The sequence below is a fragment of the Streptomyces sp. GD-15H genome, assembly GCF_045291515.1.
Classification (GTDB): domain Bacteria; phylum Actinomycetota; class Actinomycetes; order Streptomycetales; family Streptomycetaceae; genus Streptomyces.
The window spans coordinates 836,881-858,059 of record NZ_CP149447.1 but is presented as its reverse complement, the minus strand read 5'-3'; the positions used below and the strand labels follow the sequence as shown (position 1 = coordinate 858,059).

The 21,179-nt window shown below is 68.4% G+C and carries 19 protein-coding genes and 3 pseudogenes; 16 read left to right on the top strand and 6 right to left on the bottom strand.

What is annotated here, in order from left to right; all coding sequences use genetic code 11:
* Window positions 1-268 precede the first annotated feature (268 nt).
* Window positions 269-1,771: a glucose/sorbosone family PQQ-dependent dehydrogenase gene (locus WJ438_RS04225; protein WP_406724011.1), complete on the top strand. Its 1,503-nt coding sequence runs from the start codon at window positions 269-271 to the stop codon at window positions 1,769-1,771.
* Window positions 1,772-1,785: 14 nt separating this feature from the next.
* Here WJ438_RS04225 and WJ438_RS04220 read toward each other — a convergent pair whose 3' ends face one another.
* Complete coding sequence (locus WJ438_RS04220; protein ID WP_406724010.1) at window positions 1,786-2,427, bottom strand: hypothetical protein; 642 nt, start codon at window positions 2,425-2,427, stop codon at window positions 1,786-1,788.
* Window positions 2,428-2,532: 105 nt separating this feature from the next.
* On the opposite strand from WJ438_RS04220, the pseudogene WJ438_RS04215 reads away from it, so the two are divergent.
* A pseudogene (locus WJ438_RS04215) lies at window positions 2,533-3,589 on the top strand (integrase core domain-containing protein).
* A 385-nt stretch (window positions 3,590-3,974) separates the two neighbouring features.
* A complete protein-coding gene (locus tag WJ438_RS04210; RefSeq protein WP_406724009.1) occupies window positions 3,975-5,339 on the top strand; it encodes an FAD-dependent oxidoreductase in 1,365 nt (454 codons plus the stop codon).
* A gap of 102 nt (window positions 5,340-5,441) precedes the next feature.
* Here WJ438_RS04210 and WJ438_RS04205 read toward each other — a convergent pair whose 3' ends face one another.
* Window positions 5,442-5,570: a hypothetical protein gene (locus WJ438_RS04205; RefSeq protein WP_406724008.1), complete on the bottom strand. Its 129-nt coding sequence runs from the start codon at window positions 5,568-5,570 to the stop codon at window positions 5,442-5,444.
* Window positions 5,571-5,587: 17 nt separating this feature from the next.
* On the opposite strand from WJ438_RS04205, the gene WJ438_RS04200 reads away from it, so the two are divergent.
* The 6 genes from WJ438_RS04200 (at window position 5,588) to WJ438_RS04175 (ending at window position 10,246) form a co-directional block, all read left to right on the top strand.
* Window positions 5,588-6,307 carry an IS6 family transposase gene (locus WJ438_RS04200; RefSeq protein WP_406724007.1) on the top strand — a complete coding sequence of 240 codons (720 nt, stop codon included), beginning with the start codon at window positions 5,588-5,590 and terminating at the stop codon, window positions 6,305-6,307.
* A 118-nt stretch (window positions 6,308-6,425) separates the two neighbouring features.
* Window positions 6,426-7,520: a magnesium and cobalt transport protein CorA gene (locus WJ438_RS04195; protein ID WP_406724006.1), complete on the top strand. Its 1,095-nt coding sequence runs from the start codon at window positions 6,426-6,428 to the stop codon at window positions 7,518-7,520.
* 102 nt (window positions 7,521-7,622) lie between these two features.
* A complete protein-coding gene (locus WJ438_RS04190) occupies window positions 7,623-8,471 on the top strand; it encodes an IS5 family transposase (RefSeq protein WP_406724005.1) in 849 nt (282 codons plus the stop codon).
* Window positions 8,468-8,872: a hypothetical protein gene (locus WJ438_RS04185; RefSeq protein WP_406724004.1), complete on the top strand. Its 405-nt coding sequence runs from the start codon at window positions 8,468-8,470 to the stop codon at window positions 8,870-8,872. The genes WJ438_RS04190 and WJ438_RS04185 overlap by 4 nt, the downstream gene beginning before the upstream one ends.
* A 300-nt stretch (window positions 8,873-9,172) precedes the next feature.
* On the top strand, window positions 9,173-9,472 hold the full coding sequence (locus tag WJ438_RS04180; RefSeq protein WP_406729585.1) for an STAS domain-containing protein: 300 nt from the start codon (window positions 9,173-9,175) through the stop codon (window positions 9,470-9,472).
* 516 nt (window positions 9,473-9,988) lie between these two features.
* Entirely contained in the window at window positions 9,989-10,246 is a 258-nt protein-coding gene (locus WJ438_RS04175) for an N-acetyltransferase (protein WP_406724003.1), read from the top strand.
* Between the two features lie 333 nt (window positions 10,247-10,579).
* Here the strand turns inward: WJ438_RS04175 and WJ438_RS04170 are convergent, their stop codons facing one another.
* Entirely contained in the window at window positions 10,580-10,747 is a 168-nt protein-coding gene (locus WJ438_RS04170) for a hypothetical protein (protein WP_406724002.1), read from the bottom strand.
* 898 nt (window positions 10,748-11,645) lie between these two features.
* Between WJ438_RS04170 and WJ438_RS04165 the strand changes: the two are divergent.
* Window positions 11,646-12,053, top strand: a pseudogene (locus WJ438_RS04165) (gas vesicle structural protein GvpA); the annotation flags it as partial.
* A 385-nt stretch (window positions 12,054-12,438) separates the two neighbouring features.
* Here WJ438_RS04165 and WJ438_RS04160 read toward each other — a convergent pair.
* Window positions 12,439-13,017 carry a hypothetical protein gene (locus WJ438_RS04160; RefSeq protein ID WP_406724001.1) on the bottom strand — a complete coding sequence of 193 codons (579 nt, stop codon included), beginning with the start codon at window positions 13,015-13,017 and terminating at the stop codon, window positions 12,439-12,441.
* Between the two features lie 334 nt (window positions 13,018-13,351).
* Between WJ438_RS04160 and WJ438_RS04155 the strand changes: the two genes are divergently transcribed.
* Both WJ438_RS04155 and WJ438_RS04150 read left to right on the top strand, forming a co-directional pair.
* Entirely contained in the window at window positions 13,352-14,089 is a 738-nt protein-coding gene (locus WJ438_RS04155) for an ISL3 family transposase (RefSeq protein WP_406729584.1), read from the top strand.
* Between the two features lie 657 nt (window positions 14,090-14,746).
* A protein-coding gene (locus tag WJ438_RS04150; RefSeq protein ID WP_406724000.1) for an IS3 family transposase occupies window positions 14,747-15,978 on the top strand; the annotation gives its coding sequence in 2 pieces (ribosomal slippage) (window positions 14,747-15,068 and window positions 15,068-15,978; 1,233 coding nt in all).
* A 41-nt stretch (window positions 15,979-16,019) separates the two neighbouring features.
* Here the strand turns inward: WJ438_RS04150 and WJ438_RS04145 are convergent.
* Window positions 16,020-16,169 (bottom strand): annotated as a pseudogene (locus tag WJ438_RS04145) (TerD family protein); the annotation flags it as partial.
* A 965-nt stretch (window positions 16,170-17,134) separates the two neighbouring features.
* On the opposite strand from WJ438_RS04145, the gene WJ438_RS04140 reads away from it, so the two are divergent.
* From WJ438_RS04140 to WJ438_RS04125, 4 genes are all read left to right on the top strand, one after another.
* Window positions 17,135-17,611, top strand: a complete 477-nt coding sequence (locus WJ438_RS04140; protein WP_406723999.1) for a hypothetical protein — start codon at window positions 17,135-17,137, stop codon at window positions 17,609-17,611.
* A 259-nt stretch (window positions 17,612-17,870) separates the two neighbouring features.
* Window positions 17,871-18,224 carry a DUF317 domain-containing protein gene (locus WJ438_RS04135; protein ID WP_406723998.1) on the top strand — a complete coding sequence of 118 codons (354 nt, stop codon included), beginning with the start codon at window positions 17,871-17,873 and terminating at the stop codon, window positions 18,222-18,224.
* Between the two features lie 107 nt (window positions 18,225-18,331).
* The gene (locus WJ438_RS04130) at window positions 18,332-18,622 is read left to right on the top strand and encodes a hypothetical protein (protein ID WP_406723997.1); all 291 of its coding nucleotides are present in this window, start codon (window positions 18,332-18,334) and stop codon (window positions 18,620-18,622) included.
* 15 nt (window positions 18,623-18,637) lie between these two features.
* Window positions 18,638-19,459, top strand: coding sequence for a DUF317 domain-containing protein (locus tag WJ438_RS04125; RefSeq protein ID WP_406723996.1), 822 nt, complete (start codon window positions 18,638-18,640; stop codon window positions 19,457-19,459).
* A 186-nt stretch (window positions 19,460-19,645) separates the two neighbouring features.
* On the opposite strand, the gene WJ438_RS04120 is transcribed toward WJ438_RS04125, so the two are convergent.
* Window positions 19,646-20,962 carry an MFS transporter gene (locus WJ438_RS04120; protein WP_406723995.1) on the bottom strand — a complete coding sequence of 439 codons (1,317 nt, stop codon included), beginning with the start codon at window positions 20,960-20,962 and terminating at the stop codon, window positions 19,646-19,648.
* Window positions 20,963-21,179: the final 217 nt, after the last annotated feature.

Sequence of the window (21,179 nt, the reverse complement as noted above, 5' to 3'; positions counted from 1 at the left end):
CGCGGACCGCGGGCCGCAGGCACGCAGCCATGCGGGCGACCTTGTGACCCCCGCCCGGAAAAGCAATGCTGCTTCCCTCAACTCCTCAGTCCTAAAAGGTGCTTCATGCCTTTCCTGACGCCGTCGGGGCGGTTGTCCGCGCGTGTCCCGCTTCCCGGTCACGGCCCTTCTTTCACCTGAATGGCACAGCGCCACAGTACTCAGAGTGCCGAATCACTCACCGAGCGCAATGCTCTGACGGGGGGGACACGACTTCGGAAGGAATCGCATGCACCGCATACTGCGCGGGCCGGTGACGACCGCAGTCGTCCTGGCCCTCGGCGCCTCCCTCACCGGCGCCGCTGTCACCGGTGGAGACCCCTCCGGAACCTCCGACTCCGACGCCGTCTCCCCTCCCGCCGACACGAGCATGCCGCCCGCCTCGGGCACGTTCGCCAAGCGCGTCGTGGCCACCGGGCTGAACAACCCCTACGAGGTCCTCCGGGCTCCCGACGGGGCCCTGTGGGCCACCGAGAAGACCGGCAAGAAGGTCACCCGTGTCGACCCGAAGTCCGGCGCCAAGACCACCCTGCTCAGCCTGCCGCAGGCCGTCCACACCGAGGCAGGGCAGGACGGCGTGCTCGGCCTCGCCATCGAGAAAGCGGGCAAGAGCGGTGAGGTGTACGCGTACATCTCCTACAGCTACGACATCGACCCCGGCCCGGTCGTGCAGGCCCGCACCAAGATCGAGCGGTACACCTACGACCCCGACCGGAAGCGGCTGCACAGCCCGAAGGCGGTCATCGCCGGCCTGCCGTCCGGCAACGACCACCAGTCGGCGCGGCTGCGCCTGGGCCCGGACGGCAAGCTGTACTACACCATCGGCGATCAGGGCGCGAACCAGCTCGGCAACTACTGCAAGCCCAACTACGCCATGCGGCTGCCCACCGCCCACGAAGTCCAGGGCCGGGACTGGATCGCCTACCAGGGCAAGACCCTGCGGCTGAACACCGACGGCTCCATCCCCTCGGACAACCCGGTCCTCGGCGGCGTGCGCAGCCACGTCTACACCTACGGGCACCGCAACGCGCAGGGCCTGGCCTTCGGCCCCGACGGCACGCTCTACTCGAACGAGATGGGCCCGAAGACCGACGACGAGATCAACATCCTGCGCAAGGGCGGCAACTACGGCTGGCCGAACGTCTCGGGCTACCGCGACGACAAGGCCTACGTCTACGCCAACTGGTCCGCCTCGTGGCCGACGCCGTGCGACGAGCTGACCTTCAGCAACTTCGAGATCCCCGAAACGGTCCCGGTGCAGGAGGAGTCCGACTTCACCGAGTCCTTCGTGGAGCCGGTCCACACCTTCGGCACCGTGGGCTCGGACTTCGACTTCGAGGACCCGGCGTGCCAGCCGAGCGGGGAGGCGGCAGTATGCTGGCCCACCATCGCCCCCTCCAGCTTCGAGCACTACGGGACGTCCCGGAAGTCCGCCGGGGCCACGGGTGAGGGTATGCCGGGCTGGGACAACTCCCTGGTGATGACCACCCTCAAGGACGGCACGCTCTACCGCGTCGACTTCACGGACGACGGCCAGCGTGTCAGCAAGGTCACAAAGCTTCTCACGGAGCAGAACCGCTTCCGTGACACGGAGTTCAGCGCCGACGGCAAGTCCATCTTCGCCATCACCAACTCCGCGGGCTACATCCGTGGCCCAGGCCCCGACCGCGCTCCGGCCACCACCGGGCTGGAGAACCCGGGCGCGATCATCGAGTACCGCCTGCAGGACTGAACCGGCGCCCCGGCCTACCCGGTACGTCCTGTAGCACGCAGCCGTCCTCGCCCCGCCCGGTCACACCCCTCACAGGCCAGGCCCGGGGCGAGGACCTTCACCGTGCCGTGCGTCCGTCGGTTCCTGTGCGTCAGCTCCGTAGGTTCCGTACACGGACAGGTTTGCTCGGCGGTCCGTTGCATGGCGCGCCCAGCCCGAGGCTCACGGCGACAGCAGACGAACAGCGACTTCGTTGACCTTGGCTTCCTGCCGGTGATCGGCCCGACCGTCTCTGAACGCGCACGAACCGTCGTCTCTACCTCGGGCTCGGCAGCCCAGGCGTAACCCAGTTCGGCGAGGGCGGCCCGTTGCTGCGCATCCAGCCGGTCGAGCCTGGCTTCCTGGTTACTCAGGAACACGCCCAGCTTGATCGCCGAACCGTCCGGCAGCTGTTCAACGTGCGCCCTTCTCACGACGGTCTTGCCCTCCTGGACGATGTACTGGGCGAAGGCCGCGAGTCCGCGTTGGAACGCCTGCTGCGCCTTGGTGCCCTTCGTCGCACGCCCGGCTGCCGGGGCCGGAGACGGCGCCTGGGCGGGCTTGACGCCCAGCCTGGACAGCCGTTCCTGCTGCTCGGTCGACAGCAGCTTCCAGGTTGCGCTTGCCGATAACCTCATCCGCCCTGGTCGGAGCTGGTGTGCGGGGTGTACGGGATGCCGAGTGCGGTCGGTCGAGTCTGCGCCGTCGCGCGGCTGTCGATCAACGCGGCATGATGACCAACCGTGCTGCTGCCACTGGCCTACTTGGGCATGGCGAACGCGTTCGCCATGCTGCGCCTGCTACCGATGAGCGATCGGGACAAGGACACGGAGATCCTCGCCCTGCGCCACCAACTGTCGGTGCTGGAGCGCCAACTCGGTAAGGAGAAGGTGCGCTTCAGCCCGAGTGACCGGGCTTTCCCGGCGGCGCTGCTGTACCGGCTGCCGCGGGACGTGCTGCGCAGGCTGCGGCTGCTGGTGCGGCCGGACACGGTGCTCCGCTGGCACCGCGACCTGGTCGCCCGCCGCCACGCCGACCAGTCCAAGCCGAAGCGCCCGGGTCGGCCGCGCACCGTGCGCTCCGTCCGCGCCTTGGTGCTGCGCCCGGCACGGGAAAATCCCACGTGGGGCTGCCGGCGCCTCCACGGTCTGGGGGATCCTGCGGGAGGCCGGGATCGACCCGGCGCCCGAGCGGACCTCCAGCACGTGGGCCGACTTCCTGCGCTCCCAGGCCGACGCGCTGCCGGCCTGCGACTTCTTCGAGACGGTCACCCTGACCGGGGCACGACTGTACGTGTTCGCCGTGATCGAGCACGCCAGCCGACGGATCCGGATCCTGGGCGCGACCGCGCACCCGACGGCCTCCTGGGTGGCGCAGGCCACGAAGAATCTCGTCATGGACCTGGAGGATGTCAACTGCCGGGCACGGTTCCTGATCCGGGACCGGGACGGGAAGTTCCCCGCCCTGTTCGACGCGGTCCTCGCCGATGCGGGGAACGAGGTCGTGCTCAGGGGTGTCCGGATGCCGCGGATGAATGCGGTCATGGAACGCTGGGTGCAGACCTGCCGGCGCGAGCTGCTGGACCGGACCTTGATCTGGGATCAGCGGCATCTGCTCCACGCCCTGCGTGAATTCGAGCGTTTCTACAATGTGCACCGGCCTCATCAGGGCATCGCGAACGCCCGCCCGTTGAACCCGTTGCCCCCGCCGATCGCCGATCCGGACCAGAGCGCCCGCCTCGGGGTACGACGACGCGATCGCCTCGGCGGCCTTCTCCACGAGTACGAGCATGCCGCCTGACCTGCCCGGACGAGGATTTCGGCAAGGGCAACGTCCTCGACACAGACGCACTGCTCGGACACCGTCGCGAGCGCCTCGACCGACGCCCCGTCGGCGAAGGCCAGCCGCACATGCAACCAGCGCGTCACGCGCTCGTCCTCCCGCACCTCCCACGCGGGCACCTCCCACGCGGGCCACACGGACACCGCACCGTCCGCCGGAGAACGATCGGAAAGATGAAGAAAGGATGCCTCAAGCGCACACGCAACGTAAGCGTGCGGTCACTTTCCAGGCGAGCGAACACGCACCCCTCGTGGCGGACGGCACCCTGTCAGCGGAGCACCGGTGGTGCGATGCTGGAGACATCAGCGATCTCCTGTCGGTCCGTGGGGTGAGGAGTTCCGCCGTGCTGCGTGTCGCCGTCGTAGGTTCCGGACCGAGCGGGTGCTACACCGCACAGAGTCTGGTCCAGCAGGACGCCCAGGTGCGCGTCGACGTCCTGGACCGGCTGCCGTGCCCGTACGGGCTGGTCCGCTACGGCGTGGCACCGGACCACGAGAAGATCAAGTCGCTGCAGAACAACCTCCGCGCGGTCCTGGAGCACGAGCGGGTGCGCTTCCTCGGCGGGGTGGCGGTCGGCCCCTCAGGGGTGTCGGTCGCCCGGCTGCGGGAGTTGTACCACGCGGTGGTGTACTGCGTGGGCGCCGCCACCGACCGGCGGCTGGGCATCCCCGGTGAGGACCTGCCGGGGAGCTGGTCGGCGACCGAGTTCGTGTCTTGGTACAGCGCCCACCCGGACTCCCCCGGGCAGGGAGGCACCCCCACCGACGACGGGTTCCTGCGCGGGGTCGGGTCGGCCGTGGTCATCGGCGTGGGGAACGTCGCCGTGGACGTCACACGGATGCTGGCCCGGGGGGTGCCGGAGCTGAGCCCGACCGATGTGCCGCACGCCGCCCTGACCGCGCTCGGGGTGAGCCGGGTGACGGACATCGCCATGGTGGGCCGGCGCGGTCCGTCCCAGGCCCGCTTCACCACCAAGGAACTGCGCGAGCTGGGCACCCTGCCGGACACCGGGATCGCCGTGGACCGGGCCGAGTTGGCGCAGGATCCGGCCTACGCCGATCCCTCCGGGCTGCCCGCCCCGCAGCGCCGCAACGTGGAGGTGCTGCGCGGCTGGGCCGAGACCCCCGCACCGAGTGCCCGGCGGCGGATCCGGCTGCGTTTCTTCCTCCGCCCGGTCGAACTGCTCGCCCGGGACGGCCGCGTGGGCGCGGTGCGCTTCGAGCGGACGGTGCCGGACGGGCACGGTGGCGTGACGGGCACGGGTGCGTACGAGGACATCGAGGCGCACCTGGTGCTGCGTTCGGTGGGGTACCGCGGAGTGGCGCTGGAGGGTCTGCCGTTCAACGCCTCGGGCGGCACGGTGCCGCATCTGGCCGGGCGGGTGCTGCGGGAGGGTGCCGTGGCGCCGGGCGAGTACGTGGCGGGCTGGATCAAGCGGGGCCCGACGGGTGTCATCGGTACGAACCGGCCGTGCGCCAAGGAGACGGTGGCCTCCCTGCTGGCGGACACGGCCGCGCTGGTCCGCCGGGACGTGCCCGGGGATCCGCTGGTGGCGCTGCGTACCGAGGGGATCGAGCCGGTCGAGTGGGCCGGGTGGCGGGCGATCGAACGGGCCGAGGCGGAACTCGGCGCCTCGCTGGGCCGGAACGTGGTCAAGCTGCCCGACTGGGCCTCGCTGCTCGATGCGGCGCGGAGGACGGGAGCGTAGCGGCTCGGCGGGCGCCGCCACCTGGCCGACCCCCAACGACGGCCAGGGCTCGCGGCCCCCGCGGAACATCCCGATTGTCCGGGACAGCGACAAGCCGCCGTCTCAGATACCGCCCACACGCGCGCGTACCTCCCCGGTCAGCTCCCGCTGATAGTCGGCGTACGCGGTCCGCAGCGCGTCAGGCGTTGTCACGTTGGCTGACCGGCCTGGGATGATCTTCTGGTTGGTCATGCTGGGATGGGGCGTCCGTGGACAGCGCGTCGCCGTCGTACAGGGGGCACCGGTACCCGGTGGAGATCATCTCCCACTGTGTGTGGCTGTACTTCCGTTTCCCGCTCAGCTTCCGGGAGGTGGAGGAGCTGATGCTCCAGCGCGGCGTCATCGTCTCGTACGAGACGGTGCGGCGATGGTGTGGGAAGTTCGGCCAGGCCTACGCAAACGGACTACACCGTCGTCGGCCCCGGCCCGGCGACACATGGCACTTGGATGAGGTCTTCATCAAGGTCAACGGCGAGCGGAAGTACCTGTGGCGGGCCGTCGACCGGGACGGCAACGTGCTAGATATCCTCGTGCAGAACCGGCGGGACACCGCCGCGGCCAGGCGGTTTTTTCGCCGCCTGATGACGAAGACGTGTTCGGTCCTGCGGGTGGTCGTCACCGACAAGCTCCGTTCCTACGGCGCGGCCCACCGCGAGGTCATGCCCTCCGTCGAGCACCGGCAGTCGAAGTACCTCAACAACCGGGCGGAGAACAGCCACCAGCCCACCCGGCAGCGCGAGCGCGCGATGAAGGGCTTCCGCAGCGTGGGTGGGGCCCAGCGGTTCCTGTCCGCGTTCGGCGGCATCTCACCGCACTTCCGGCCCCGCCGCCACCTGATGGCCGCACCCGACTACCGAGCCGAGATGACCCTCCGCTTCGCCATCTGGGACCAGGTCACCGGCACCGCCGGCCAGCCCATCACGGCCTGAACACAGGCCCGGGCCGCGGGCCCACCATGCCCCGACCCACCATCAGACAGTCACGCACCCAACAACGTGACAACGCCCTCCTGGCACACTGTGCGGACCCGGCGAAGGAGAGTCCTGCATGTCGATGGTCGGCAACCTGCGCAAAGTGGCCCGTCTGGCGCGGCGGGGCCGCCGCGTGGACCTCAGCCACCCGGCCCGCTCGCCGCTCGGCTCGACGGTGGTCAACTGCGTCGTCTACCGCGACGGCGTCCGGCAGCTCGGCACGGACACGGTGGAGGAAGCCGTCCGGCACGCGCGCAAGCACCGCGGCGGCTTCGTGTGGCTGGGCCTGCACGAGCCGACCGAGGAGGAGTTCGCCGGGGTCGCCGAGCTGTTCGACCTGCACCCCCTGGCCGTGGAGGACGCGGTCCACGCCCACCAGCGCCCCAAGGTCGAGCAGTACGGCGACGTCCTGTTCGCCGTCCTTAAGACGGTCACCTACGTCGACCACGTCGAACTGACCACCACCAGCGAGGTCGTCAACACCGGCGAGATCATGGTCTTCACCGGCCCCGACTTCGTCGTCACCGTCCGCCACGGCCGCCACGGCTCCCTCGGCCCCCTGCGCGAGGACCTGGAAGCCGAACCCGAACAGCTGGCCAAGGGCCCGGCCGCGGTGCTGCACGCCATCGCCGACCACGTCGTCGACGACTACCTCTCCGTCACCGACGCCGTCCAGGACGACATCGACGAGGTCGAAACCGACGTCTTCTCCCTCCACGGCCACCGCACCGCCGACGCCGGCCGCATCTACCAGCTCAAACGCGAACTCCTCGAACTGAAGCGGGCCGTGGTCCCCCTCGCCCGCCCTCTGACCCAGCTGGCCACCGAGCCGATGCACCCCGTCGCCGAGGAGATACGGGCCTACTTCCGCGACGTAGCGGACCACCTCACCCGCACCACCGAGCAGATCACCGCCTTCGACACCCTGCTCGACTCGATCCTCCAGGCCCACCTCGCGCAGGTGACCGTCACCCAGAACGAGGACATGCGCAAGATCACCGCCTGGGCCGCGATTGTCGCCGTGCCCACCATGGTGTGCGGCGTCTACGGCATGAACTTCGACCACATGCCAGAGCTCCGCTGGCGCTTCGGTTACCCCCTCGCCCTCGCCGTCATCGCGACCGCCTGCTTCCTGATCCACCGGGGCTTCAAGCGCAACGGCTGGCTATGAGAGGGCGGTCCGTGACCCTTTGAGTGGTTCTGTCGTCGCCCAATGGTGTGGGTACGGGCGAAATCCGCCGGTCCGCGGCTGGTGTCCTGCTGGGGTGGCGGGGTGAGTGAAGGCAAGCCGTACCCGAGTGACTTATCGGACGAGCAGTGGTCGTTGATCGAGCCGGTGATCATTGCCTGGAAGGACCGACACCGCTCGGTCAGCGGCCACCAGGGCGCCTACGACATGCGGGAGATCGTGAACGCGATCCTCTACCAGGGCCGGACCGGCTGCCAGTGGGCCTACCTCCCGCACGACCTGCCGCCGAAGAGCGCGACGTACTACTACTTCGCCGCCTGGCGCGACGACGGAACCGACCAGACCATCCACGAACTGCTGTGCTGCCAGGTGAGGGAGCGGGCCCGCCGATTAGAGGACCCGACCCTGGTGGTGCTGGACACCCAGAGCGCCCACGCGGCCGCCGGGGTCCCCGCCGCCACGACCGGCCGGGACGCGGCGAAACGGGTGCCGGGCCGCAAGCGCGGACTGGCCGTGGACGTCCTCGGCCTGGTCATTGCGGTCATCGTCCTCGCCGCGAACACGCACGACAACGCCGCGGGCATCGCCCTGCTGGACCGGGTCGCCGAGCACGCCGGCGGCACCGTCGAGAAGGCCCTGGTCGGCCAGGGCTTCAAAAACCAGGTCGTCGCGCACGGCACCCGCCTGGGCATCGACGTCGAGGTCGTCGAACGCAACCCTCAGGACAGGGGTTTCGTGCCACAGCCGAAGCGGTGGAGAGTCGAGCAGACCTACGGGATCTTGATACTGCACCGGCGCCTGGCCCGCGACTACGAGCACCGCCCGGCCTCCTCCGCCTCCCGCGTCTACTGGGCGATGACCCACGTCATGGCCCGCCGCCTGACCGGCGCGGACACTCCCACCTGGCGCGATGCGCAGACGGTGAGTGCGTGAACATCCAGCCCCTGCTCGACGCGCTCGACGTCCAGGAGGACGCCGCCCGGGCCCTGGCCGACGACCTCCGCACGCAAGTTGAGGAACTGCGGGACCGGCTGCGCGAGGCCGAGACCCACCTCAAGCACCTGGCGATCACCCGGAAGACCGTTACCGGCCTGGCTGACCGCCTGCCGGCCCGCCCCTCCTCGCCCGAGTTGCCCGAGCACCCGGACTACCCGCGCATCCTCGCCGTCTTCAACGAAGCTGTCGGCCCGCTCCGGGCCCGTGATGTCTGCGAAGCCCTCGACCACGAACTGCTGCCCAAGAACATCGAGGGCACCCGTGCCAAGCTGAAACGCCTGGTCAAGCTCGGCATCCTCACCGAGGTCGACGCCGGCAGCTTCACCAGGAAGCAGTAGCCGACCGAGCACCGCGACCAGCAACCTTGCCCCAGCCTCACCCGGAAATGAACATCAACTCACGAACCGCCCTCTGAGTGGGCGTTTAGGTATAGATTGTGATGCTAAGTCGCTCTTGCGGTCAGCAACCTTTGGGCCGATTCACACCTTACGTACTTCTTCGCGGCCTTCCGGGAGCCGACCCGCGTGCCCGTTTGATTCGCTTCTCGGCACTAGATTCCGTCTGGTTTGCTAATGGGATAAAAGATTCCTATTAGTGCAGAGCTTCCAGGCGTTTCAGGCTGTGCACGCTGGCGATGAATACGGCAAAGCGGTTCAAATTGCCCATCGCAAATCAACATCAAACGCCCACTGAAGGAGGCCCTGCTTCCGCCGGAGGGAGCGCCGGCGCCGCGGACCGTGGCCGACTTCCGCGGTGTGATGTTCATGGATTCCAGCGGCATCAACGTGCTCATCGTCGCCCACCGGGCCGCCGAAGACGCTGAGGGTTGGCTGCGCCTGGCAGGCGTCCAGGAATCCGTCCAGCGCGTCCTGGCACTCGTCGGCATTGACGCCCTCATCCCCTGCCACTCCACCGTCGAAGAGGCCCTGACCAGCTGAAAAAGCCCTTACGGCGGCCCGGGACGGTCCGGCCGCGCTCCCTTGGCGTGGCAGGTGCTGACCATCCTGCGTCAGCCGCCCGGCCAGGCAGGCAAAGAGCAGGGACGTGGTGCCGCAAGTGGGTCACCCGGCCGTGTGGGGCAACGACACCAGAAGGCAGGCGCTCAAGGTCGGTGGAGAAGTCGGCCGACTGGCGCGGTGCGCCGCTGCGAGTGTCGTGCGCGCGAAGTGATGCGTTCTTGGCGTCGTGACATCAAGCCCGAGGTTGGGGGCAGACGCGATGGAATGCAGGGAAACCAGATGTATGCCATGAGCAACGCACGCGGTCGGCCTGTACGGGAGGGCGCCTCACAGCGGCGGGCCGAGGGAAGGCATCGGCGCCCTGGACGACGAGGGGGCCGGTGGCATCGCCGGCTTCTGGCCTACCGCGGCGTCGAGCTGCTGCCGTCTTCCTGTCCGGAGGATGCGGGTGAGGAGTGTCTGCTGCTGGTACACATTCGCAAGGTGGTCGGCCGGGTGACCTATCGAACGTGCGACGAGTGCGCCGAGGGCGTGGTCACCGATGTCGTCCTCGACGAACCGTTCCGCGACTGCGGGCTGGGCACCAGGGCGCTGTCGCATCTGCGCTCCCAGCATCCCGGTGTCACCTGGCACACCACGCTCGAGAAACGCCTCACTCGCGATCTGCTGCGCCGGATGCGCATCCCCAGGGCGTCCGTGGGAGGGAACTGCTCCCACCTTCGGTCCGCCGTCGTTGCCCCTGCCGGTAGCTGAGCGGTACCAGCCCTACGGCGGCGGAATGGTCTTGCCCCGGGGCTTGGCGGCGGGACGTGGTGCGGTGGCAAGGAGAGAGCCGTGTGTGCCGGACGGTACGGGTTGCTGCAGGGCCGTGCTCGGGAGGAGACAGCCATACCCTGACCCTCGACGGCCCTGGGCAAGTGCGCGACGAAGGCGCCGAGACCAAGCGCGTTTGCCAGCCTCGCGACGGCCCTTCGTTGTCCACGAGGCCAGCGCGCAGCCGTGCAGGGCGCACGACGCACGCTCGCGCAGGGAACGCCTGAGCGCGCGCATGACCAATACGTTCGAGTAGTCGCGGCTGACTACTGGTCACCGATGCCGGTGTCGCCGCTCCTGCAGCTTCTTCATCGGCTCCTCGAGGAGTTTGTTGCGCCCCCGGGTCTTGTGGCGCGCCTTGCTGCTCTGCCCGCCCTGGCCCATGTGCCGCAGCTTGTCAGCCATGTCCTTGGCCCGCTGCCTCATGCCTTCTGCCCCCATGACCGCACCTCCGGCATTGCTGTTGGTCCCCTGCCCAGATTGGCATCCGGTCAGGGTCCTCGCATCTGCCAGCGGCGTCACATTGGCCGCGTTCAGGCTGCCGCTTCCCACGTTCCATCGGGCCTCTCGCCCACCGGAGTAAGGGCTTGGGCCAACCCCACCAACACCGCCTGCCAGTAGATGGCATCAATCGCCTCAGCCAGCTGGTCACGCAGCACCCGGCAGCCGTCGTATCCCGCCGCCGGAGTCCAGACCGCTCTCTCCCCACCGCTCATACTCACCTCTACCGGCCACCGCGCCGCCCTGAACACCATTTCGCCCGCGCCCGCCACGGCGATGGCCACGCCGAACCGACGACCATCCAGCACAACGTGCGATCACCGCCCACAACGACGGCAGTACCCACGGCATCACACCATCGGCCCAGCCTGCGCCCCGTGGAATGGCGTTTCCAGCCGCTGGTGGCACGGCCTGTAAGGCTCCGATGGCGGCGGGTCCGACACGCCGCCGTCATAGCGGGGTCAGGGCGTCGTCCTTGCCGGTCAATGCCTGTGACCGCGTCCTGTCGGCAGCCGGCACGACGCTGCGTCCGTTCGAGTCACGCCCGCCTGACGTCGGGGATCAGCCTTCCGCTCGGGCCACAGGCCGGGGGCGAGGAATTCGTAGCGGATGCGGCGCGCGGGATGCCGTCCTGGAGCAGTTGGATGCGGACGGTGCGCATGAAGGGCACGCAACCGCACCGGTAGGCGTCGGCGTCCGCCGCAGGGCCACGACGGCAAGGACTCGTACATGCGTTTGATCGCAGGTGGTGGGGCTACTCGCACCCGCAAGCCTGCGACGCAGCGAGGGACAGCGCCGACGGGACCACGCAGAGACAGACGGCAAGGGGCTGGTCGTGATGACCGTGGCGACACAGCAGGGCGGCGGGGGCGGTTCCAGTGGCCTCTACGACGTGCTGGAACTCATTCTCGACCGAGGGCTGGTGATCGACGCGTTCATACGGGTCTCCCTCGTCGGGATCGAGATACTCAAGATCGACATACGGATCGTGGTCGCCAGCGTCGACACCTACCTGCGCTTCGCCGAGGCGTGCAACCGCCTCGATCTGGAGGCGGGGCCGCGCAAGCCGGCCGGGCTTACCGAGCTCACGGGGAAAGTCACTGAGTCCGGCGCCCGCGGCAAGACCAAGGGAGCCCTGTCCGGCGCCGCAGAGACGATCTCCGATGCCTTCCAGCAGTCCCGCGACGAGGGCAAGGAACGTCAGCGGCCGGCCCGCCGCGCGCCGGAGGGAGACAGAGCGGTGAGCACCTACGTCTACGGGATCATCCGCACCTCACACTCCTCCCTCCCCCAGGACATGGACGGCATCGGTGATCCCCCGCGGCTGGCACGCGTGCTGCGCCAGGGCGAGCTGGGCTCTGGCGCTGATCTTGTGACGCTGTCGGGTCAGGGCCTGAGGAGTACGCGCTTGCGGAGGAAGTCAAGGTTGGCTCGGCCGAATCGTTGCCTTTCGAGGCTCTTCGCCCAGATGTGTGGGTCGGCTCGTGTCATGAGACGACGAACGCCGCACTCCTCGTAGCTTCTTGATCGCCAAGAGCAGGAAGCTGCAGATGGGAGTGCAGCGTGTCACTGGGCAACGTATGTGTACTGACGGCCCGCGGGTAGCCCGTCCAGCAGTCGCGGTGCCCAAATCACGCGCGGACTCCAGCCACTTCGCGGGCCGTTGTAAACAGCGGCGGCATCCCCCGCGGGCGGCGTCCCGTCACCGGATCTGGTTGCAGGGGAACGTTGCGCTGCCATAGCACCACACCGTGGCGGCGTTCCCAGCGGGAGGTGCGAGCAGATCGCAGCAGGAATATCCCGGCCAGCAACCCGAAGAGGAAGACCGGTATCAGCGGACGCGGCTCCTCGAGCACAAAACTCATGGCCAGCCCCACCACGGCAAGGAACGCCGCGAACAGCCCGGTGCGGCGGACCACCGGGCGCTTGGCCGCGGACTCGCCCAGCAGCACGGCACCCGGCTCGGTGAGCGGCACGGCAGTTTCATAGCCCCGCAGCTCGGCGCGCCGGCCCACCCGGGCCCCGGCGAAGACCACCATCGCGCCAACGCATGCGAACGATCCCGCGACCGCGACCGGGTGCTCAGGGACACTCACTCCGCCCTTGACTACCGCCAGGAGTAGGCCGTCGAGCACCCCCATTGTCGCCATGGCCGCAGCCAACGTCCGACTCGCCCACACCACGCGCACGAGCCCCAACTGCTCCGTCACCTAATTCCCACCTCTGAGCGTGCTTTTCCGGCAGGGCCAGCAGACTTCAACGCACAGTGTTACGCGGATGTGCCGCCTCTTGGAGCGAGGCCGTGATCCGATCCATAGCGCCGCGGCATGGATACACACACCGCGGTCGGGCCGGTTATACAGCAGGCCCACGCCCGGCTGCGAGCTCGCGGATCTTCCGGACGAATCATCCCGGGACCCGCCTGACGGACCCGAGCTGTGATCATGACTCGCGTGTTCTTCGCGGAATTTCGAGGTGTTGTTCCCTCATCTGGCTGGTGTCGCGGTGGAGCTGGTCGAGCGGGCTGCGGCCGGGGTGGTCACGATGCATGCGCGGGCCCGCTCGGCGGGTGCGGATTGCCCGCATTGCGGTAGTGCGTCGGGCCGGGTGCACGGCCGGTACATGCGACGGCTGGCGGATGTCGCGGTCGGTGGCGCCGGTGTGGTGATCGAGCTGCTGGTGCGGCGGTTCAAGTGCCCGAACCCGGCGTGCCGGGCGGTGACGTTCGCCGAGCAGATCGCGGGGCTGACGAGCCCGCATGCCCGCTACACGCCGCTGGTGCGTGAACAGTTGACCTCGATCGCTCTCGCGCTGGCCGGCCGGGCGGGAGCCCGGCCGGCCGGGGTGCTGGGCCTGCGCGTCGCCAAGGACACCCTGTTACGTCTGGTCCGCGCCGCGCCGGAAGAACCCGTCGGACAGATCCGTGTGCTCAGAGTCGACGATTTCGCGCTGCGCAAGGGCGACTCGTACGCCACGATCCTGGTGGACCTGGAGAGACGGCGCCCGGTGGACGTGCTGCCCGGCCGGGATGCCGAACCGCTGGCCGCCTGGCTGAAGGGCCACCCGGAAGTGGAGATCATTTGCCGGGACCGGGCCGGGGCCTACGCGGAGGGTGCCCGCAGCGGCGCCCCGCAGGCCGTCCAGGTCGCCGACGCCTGGCATCTGTGGCACAACCTCGGCGAGGCCATCGAAAAGACTGTCGCCGCCCACACGCCTGCGTCCGGGCCGCGTTCGAGAACACCGTACCGGCCGGCCCGCCGACCAGCGACGACCTCTGGCTGACGCCACCGGCACCGGCTGCCGGGATGCTCGACGTCTGCGGACGGGAACGCCGCCTGGTGACCCGGACCAGGGAACGCTACAGCGCCGTGCGACAGCTTCTGGACGATGGCAGCACGCTGGAGGAGATCTGCCGGACGCTGCAGCTGGACAGGTCCACCGTGCGCCGCTTCGCCCGCGCCACCAGCCTCGACGAGCTGCTGGTCAAAGCGACGAACCGCTCCACCATCCTGGACGCCTACAAACCCCACCTCCACCGGCGGTGGAACGAGGGCTGCCGCAGCAGTGCCCGGCTCCACCAGGAGATCGTCGCCCTGGGCTTCGCCGGAAGCATCCAGACCGTACGGCGCTACCTCCGCCCGTTCAAGGCCGCCACCGCCGCGCCACCCGTGCCCCGCCCGGCTCCACGGCCCCGCCGTATCGTCCGCTGGATCATGACCGACCCCGGCAACCTGACCGCCGATGAGGCCGCCGATCTCAAGGAGATACGGACCGGCTGCCCCGAGCTCGATGCCGTCACCCACCACGTCCGCGACTTCGCCGCCATGATGCGCGAGCTGCGGGGCGACCAACTGCCCGCGTGGATGGACGGGACCTGTCCCCGAGCGGTGGACACCTCTGAGCCCGGCCCCGGCAGGGGCCGGGGAGGAGGGATCTCTTATGGTGATGAAGGTCTATTCGCCCGAGTTCAAGGCGGACGCTGTCGCGCTGTACCTGTCGGATCCGAGCCACACCCTCGAGGGCATCGGCAAGGACCTGGGGATCAGCCGGGAGACGCTGCGCAACTGGGTGCGGGCCGAGCGGGCCCGCCGCGGCAAGAGCGGCGCCATGATCAAGAGCACGAAGGACGTCCCGGTGAGCGAGGCCACGAAGGAAGAGCTGGAGGCCGAGATAGCGGCCCTGCGCGCGGAGAACAAGGACCTGCGCAAGCAGAACGCGACCCTGGCCACCGAACGGGACATTCTGCGCAAGGCGACGAAGTTTTTCGCCACCGAGATGAACTGGTGAACCGCTTCAAGTTCATCGAGGACCACCACCGCGCCTGGGGCGTGAAGCGGTTGTGTCACGTGCTGGAGGTCGCCCGCTCCAGCTTCTACAAATGGCGGGCCGGCCGGGAGGCCCGCGCCGCCCGCGAGCGGGCGGACGCCGCGCTCGCCGAGCGGATCAGGGCCGTGCACGCCGAGTGGGACGGCACCTACGGCCGGCCCCGGATCACCGCCGAGCTGCGCGACGACGGTGAGCGCGTGAACCACAAGCGCGTCGGACGGGTCATGCGCAAGTACGGCATCGCCGGGCTGCGGCTGCGCAGGCGCCAGGTCACCACCGTGCCCGAGCCGTCCGCCACGCCCGTGCCGGACCTGCTTGGGCGCGACTTCACCGCCACGGCGGCGAACACCAAGTACGTCGGCGACATCACCTACCTGCCGGTGGGTGACGGCGAGTTCCTGTATCTGGCGACCGTGATCGACTGCTTCTCGCGCCGCCTGGTGGGCTGGTCGATCGCCGCTCACATGCGCACCTCGCTGGTCGCCGACGCGCTCCGGGCAGCTGCCGCGACCCGCGGCAGCCTGGCCGGAGCCGTCTTCCACAGCGATCACGGAGCGCAGTACACCTCCCGCCAATTCGCCGATATATGCGCCGAGTTGGGGGTGCGGCAGTCCATGGGCGCGGTCGGCACGAGCGCGGACAACGCGCTCGCCGAGAGCTTCAACGCGGCCCTCAAACGCGAGACGCTCCGCGGCGCCCGCCGCTTCGGCGGGGCCCGGGCCTGCCGCCTGGCCGTCTTCCGCTGGACCACCCGCTACAACACCCGCCGACGACACTCGGCGAACGGACAGCAGGCACCGATCGCCTACGAGCAACAGTCGGCTACCCTGACACTCGCCGCATAACGACACGAACAGGTGTCCACCCCTCGGGGACAAGGCCCGTTGTCGCTGCGCACCTTGCCGTTCGCGTCCAGCAGCAGGACCGACACATCCGCGTCGCCCTCGCCGGTGGGGCTGGCCCAGCCCAGACCGACGATCACTGAACCGACGTCGTCGCTCAGGTCCGTCAGGGCCACGTTCGACCCCTTGATCATTTCCTGCACAAAGCCCCCCTCACGGCGCACCCTGGACATGCGGAGGGTTCCACCCCCTCTGCCCCCTTGCGCGACACAAGATGACGAGTCGCACGAAGAAAACTGTAATACGCACAGAGCCCAGTCGTGGAGGTCCCGTGAAACAGGGTGCGTGGCAGGACTCCAGGGTTCTTCAGTCGCTCAGCGGCAAACGCGCAGGTTACGGGCATGCTGATCACCGGTCGTGCAACCGCATGGAGCGCGAGCGATCCGAATGGAGGGTGGACTGATAGCAGCGTGATTGCTGACACTGTGATGAGTGCAGGTAGCAAATCTGAGCTGCCCCCAGATGGTTGAAGGCGCTGATGGCCGCGTGCGGCGTCATCCAGGCGAGTGGACCGGAGCCAACAACTCCAAGGCGCTGCCCAGCGGCAAGGTCGGCAGCTTGATCCAGCGGCTCTTCTCACACGAGTTCCGACGTGCTGCGGTCGTCGCACGATCGCCGACAACGGGCAGTCGGTGCACGGTGGATGCAGCTTCTGGATCGAGTCCAGCGCAGCCCCGGGTGGAGGGTGATGAGCGGCATGACGAAAACAAGGCTCACCGAAGACCAGCACGCAGGGACCGGCCGCACCCTGGCCGACATGCATGGTCGTCTGACCAACATCCATGTCCGGCTGGAGAGCGCCTACCCGCAGGGCGCCGGCGCGGAAGGTCGCAGCAGTCCTGAAGGCGCTGGACGACGCCCGCAGCGAGCTGGGGAACGCCCTCTTTCGGGACCCCCGCCGGCAATGACCTCGGTGTACTACCCGAAACCGTGACCATCTGGCTGTCCCGGCTTGGACGTTGAGCACGGCACGACCGGCCCCGCCCTCTCCTCCCGTGGATGGCGGACCTCCGCATGTCACGACTCGGGCACACTCTCTCCATGCCACCCACATCACCACGCATGATTCCCATTACGTACATAGATCCTTGGGGGGACCATGCACCGCACCAGCACCGCCGTCATACTCGCCGCCACGCTCGCGCTGGCTGGCTGCTCCGACAGCGACATCAAGGCCGACGCCAAGCCGAGCGCCATTTCGGCCGTACCCAGCCCGAGTCAGACGGTGTACACGATCGACGACTGCAAGGCGCTGATGGAGGAGGGGTACGCGTCAGGCACTCCCAGCGATGTGTCAGACGAGCCGGAGTGCGAGAGGCTGACGGAAGATGAGTACGTGGCGGCCGTCGGGGACGTACTGAAGGGTCACGTGGACGACATCATGGCCGACGCCGCCGACGAGGCCATGTACGACGAGGTGTGGGACACGTTGGACGTGGAGAACCAGCAGATGTTGTGTGACACGATGACCGACTCCAGTTCGGAGACGGTGGGCGCGCTGCTGGAGTCGATGTTGGATGACCCGTCGGTAGATGCGGATGCTATGGCGCAGTACTACTACGACGAAAAGTGCTGACGTGACGTGAGGCGGCCCCATCCGGGAGTTCCGGACGGGGCCGTTGTCATGACACTCAACCACCGCTGATGGTCCATCAGCGTCGGCGGGACCTTGTGAACCGTTCCGGGTTCGCTGAGTAAACGCCTCGATTGGATGAGAGCGGTCAGTTCGCCGGGGGCAGACAGGAAAGATCCTCAAAAGACTGGCCAATCCGAGCAGGGGCATGTCAACGTAGACGACCTTGCAGGAAACCCCCAGGTCAGAGAGGTGAATGCCCGTGACCGCGGCTCCCATCAGCCCCGGATTCTCTACCACCGTCGAAGCCCTGCGGCGGCGCGAGTGGCAGCTCGGCCCGGGCAGGCCCACGCTCGTCATGGACCAGTTCTCTGCCGAGGACTTCAACCTGATTGTGGACGACCGGGCGGACGTGCACGTCAGCAGCAAGGACGGCCGCTTCTACCTCGGGTGGTTCCCGCTCGGGCGCCCCGGCACCGACGGCGAGGGGTGGAAGATCGCCGTCACCGGCACGGCCAAGGTACGCGGCTACCACCTGTCCTTCGATACCGAGACGCCGGCCGATATCGTCGCCGCCGCCGTGGCGCGCGTGCTGGAGACCTCCCGGCGCCCGTAACACCGGAGGCTCGAGTCGGAAGGCCGACACCGGAGGTTGCTCTCCGGATCCTGGCGGCATCACAGGCCGCCGCTCACCGCGTTCCCTCGCACAAGGAGACTCTGTCCGTGACTCACACGGAGTTGACCGTCGGCGATCTCATCGACCTGTTGTCCGCCTGCGACCGGAGCGCCCCGGTGCGGCAGGCGATGAACCCGTTCTTCCCGATGGCGCACCGCCTTGCGCAGGTCGTCCAGGCCGTGGACGAGACCGGTCGGCCCGTCGTCTACCTCGCCGAAGGGCGGGAGGCGGACACGCAGCTCGGTCACCTGCCGCCCGAGGTCGCCGTCGAGCTGGCCTGGCAGCCTCCGGTCCAGGCGCCTCCGCGCCGCCCCCGCCGCAGTGCCGGCGGCAAGTAGCACCCCATCTCGCCCTTGGAGGCGCCCCTGCATCCCGAGTCTCCGCTCGACCCGTCCACCCCGAACGGTGCCCAGTCCGCGTACTGGGTCGGCCCCCGGCACCTGGCCGGTGACGACGGACGCCTCTACGACGCCGTCGCCGACACGCTTGCCGGCCTCGGCTGGACGAGCCTGACGATCGTCCGCGGACGGCACGAGCCGGACGAGGCACCGGAGGACCGCCAGGTCCTGCGCAGCACCGTCCTGCACATCAGCCCCGACACCCTCCGCTGGGCCCAGTGGGTGCTGGCGGACGAGCCGTTCCATCTGGGGGAGCTGCCGATCGCCTGGCAGGTCTCCGCACGCGCGGACACGAGCAGTCCGCTCGCGCAGTGGTCCGCCTACTTCACCCCCGACGTCCCGGGGGAGGTCCTCGTCGACTTCCTCGTCGCGCTCGACGCCCGCGATCAGCCCGGTGTCCCGCTGGGTGGCCCCGAGCTGGTCCTCGACGCGGTGACCGCGCACGGCTGGTTCCGCGACATCGACCAGCCCCATGCGGGAGCGATGGACCCGACCGTCACCTCGTACATCAGCCTCGGCGAGGTACCGCCCCTCATCCAGGACGCCGACCCGCGCGCCCTGACGGCTGGGGCCGATGAGGTGGGACCGGGCGGGTGGCAGGCGTGGGCCGAGCCGGCGCCGGGTTCACCATGCCTGTGGGCCGCGTCCTTCGGCGCCGGCGTGCCGCACGACCTCGTCGCGTGCTTCGCCAACGCGCTCAGCTCCACCGCGCCGGTCCTGCGCCGGGTGCTGCCCGAGAGCACCCGGGAGCGGCTCCTGCGCACTCCGGCTGGCTGAGGGGCGAGATCGGCCGCTCCGCCCGCCACACCTGAAGCTCGGCCAACCCGATTCGGGGTTGGCCGAGCTTCAGGTGCTCTGGGCTGCTGTTCACCGTCCATCGGCCCGGGCACCGTCGTCACGGCTGGCCGCATGGTGAGTACTTGGCCTTCGTCAACTCACCCGCGTGACACGCGGAGCGGCCTGCTACCCCTCAACCACGCTCGTCAGGGAGGGGGCGGAGGACTCCTCCTCGAGTTGGGAGCGGTCCTGGAGGGCAAGGCCGGCAACGAGTCCGCAGATGCCAACCAAAGTCAGAAATACGGCCGGAGCGAGATTGCTTCCGGTGGCGTCGACCAGCCACGCCGAGATGAGCGGTGCGGTGCCGCCCACCCCCGCCGCGGCGACGGCATAGGAAATCGAGAATCCCGCGCCTCGAATGGCCGTCGGAAAGTTCTCGCTGGCCGTCACGAGCGTAACCGAGACGATCGATCCCAACAGAATACCGAAGAGAGCCATACCGACCATGGCCATCGCTGCGGAGGTTCGGATCATGGCGAAGAGGGGTAGGGCGGTGAGAATCAGCAGCACCGTGGTGGTCACGATGACCGGACGCCTTCCGATGCGGTCGGACAGGGCGCTCACGGTGGGGATCAGGACGAGCGCGGCGGCCATCGCGATCAGCACGCTGAGAAGTGCGACGTCTCCACCGAACCCGACGGTCACGCCGATGTAGGTGATCATGTACGTCGACACTATGTAGAAGGTCGCGGAGTGGAGTGACCCCAGCGCGATCGCGATGGCCATCTGCTTGGGGTAACGGAAGGAATCGCGAAGCGGCCGCTTGCTGGTCTGACCGGATTCCTTCAGCGCCTGGAATTCGTGGGACTCCTCGAGCTTGAGGCGAATGTAGATGCCCAGAAAGCCGAGCGGCCCGGCGACCAGGAAGGGGACGCGCCAACCCCAGTCGTACATCGTCTCCTCCGATACGGCTTGACTGAGGATCACGGCAACGGACGTCCCGAGCAGAAACCCGACGACACCTGCGACGGTGAGCCACGATGAGCCGAAGGCTTTGCGCCCGGGCGCGGAATGTTCGAGCATGTACGGAACTGCACTGCCTTGCTCACCGCCGGCGGACAGCCCTTGAACCAGGCGAAGGACGACCAACAGGATGGGGGCGGCAACCCCTATCGAGTCGTACGTGGGCAGGAGGCCGATCAAGAGTGTGGAGGCGGCCATCATGAGCAGTGCGGTCACGAGAACATTCAGTCGACCGATTCGGTCGGCAAGTGGCCCGAAGATCGCCGCTCCCAGGGGCCGGAAGATGAAGGTCAACGCGAAGATCGCGAACGTGTTGATCATCTGAATCGACGGACTGCTCTCGGGAAAGAATTGATGCCCGAGGTAAATTGCGACGAGCCCGTAGGCCGCGAAGTCGAAGAACTCGATGACGTGGCCGGCGGACGTCGCAATGAAGGTGCGGCGCCTGTTCGCTTGTGACGCAGGGATCACCTCAGGCATTTGGTTCACGGCTTTAGCCCTCTCGGATTGTGTTCGTGGTGCCTTCACAGCCTTGCGCCGGTAGGACGGCTGCTCCAATCAGCCACCGGGCGAGCGGGGATGCCCGATTTATGCTCATCGATGATGGATTCGGGTCCATGATTGGACTGCAATCTAGCCATGGCCGAGTGTGACGTCAAGCACTTTGCGAGGGCTTCCCGGACGGTCGTCACGGGCC